Source organism: Campylobacter sp. 2018MI01, from assembly GCF_018501205.1.
In the GTDB taxonomy this organism is placed as follows: Bacteria; Campylobacterota; Campylobacteria; order Campylobacterales; family Campylobacteraceae; genus Campylobacter_E.
Window position 1 is genome coordinate 1 of record NZ_JAHCZE010000119.1, and the last position, 1,108, is coordinate 1,108.

Consider the following 1,108-nt stretch of genomic DNA (forward strand, 5'->3'; position numbering starts at 1 on the left):
GAATAATAAAAATACATTTTTGGTTGCAAAGCTTGATTTAAAAGAACTTTTAAAAAGTGTGAATAAATTTAATACTGATTATATATTAGTAGATTCTTTTGGTAATGTTTTGTATTCAAGTAATCAATCAAAATTAGATTTATCTGTCAATGTAAATGAGTTTAGTTACTATTGGTATTTATCTGGAATTTATCAAACAGCAAGTAATTCTGATAATATTATTAAAGAAGTAGAATATAGCGGCTTTAATGTGAGAAGCTTTATATCTGTAAGCGAGTATTTTAATTATTATTTTGTGTTAAGTGCATTTTTGCTAATAATATTAGTTATGTATTTTTGGAACGCTTATCTTGATTCTATGTTGGTTGAAAATGGTTTAGTAAGACAAGTAAGGTATTGCTATGATTTACAAGGTGCTAGCGATATTGATGAGTTTCAAAATTTTGAGCTAATAGAAGGCTCTGATTTAGAAGATTTGCAAAAACAAACGGCATTTTCAGTTCTTGAATATAAAGATATTAAAAAAGAATATAGAGAATTAGAACAAAGACTTAGCTCTATGTTTAGTAAAAGCACAATTCCTATGCTAATGATTGATGCTTTTACGGCTAAGATTTTTAAAGCAAATCAATCAGCACTTGATTTTTATAATCAAAAAATTACAGGTATGTCTAAAATGAATTTGTATATGCTTGGTAAAAAAGAGCAAAGAGATACCATTATAGACCCGATAAATTTTGCAAACAATATGCAAAATTCTATTAAAAATCAAGGATTTTATATACAAACTGAACACTATGTGAATGGAGAAGACTTTAAAGAAGTTAAAATATATCCATTCGTTATGAGATCAGAGAGATTTTGCTATGATATTTTGATGATTTTAGATACTAATATGGTTAGTAAAAGTTATGAAAATATTAAATCTCAATATGAAGCTTTAGAAAAAAGTTTCATTATTACTATGAATTTTACCCTTAAAGGTGGTAAGTTAAAAATAAGAAGTTGTAGTAAAAATATAGATAGAATTTTAGGCTATACAGCTTTAAGTTATACTTATTTTAAAGAGCTTTTACATAAAAGTAGCTATCCTGCTTATATTGAATTT

1 protein-coding gene is annotated in these 1,108 nt (G+C 25.5%); it reads left to right on the forward strand.

Going from position 1 to position 1,108, the window contains the following annotated elements; translation table 11 throughout:
- Positions 1-1,108: hypothetical protein (locus KJQ97_RS09260; RefSeq protein WP_214120671.1), on the forward strand; the 1,108-nt coding region annotated here is incomplete at both ends.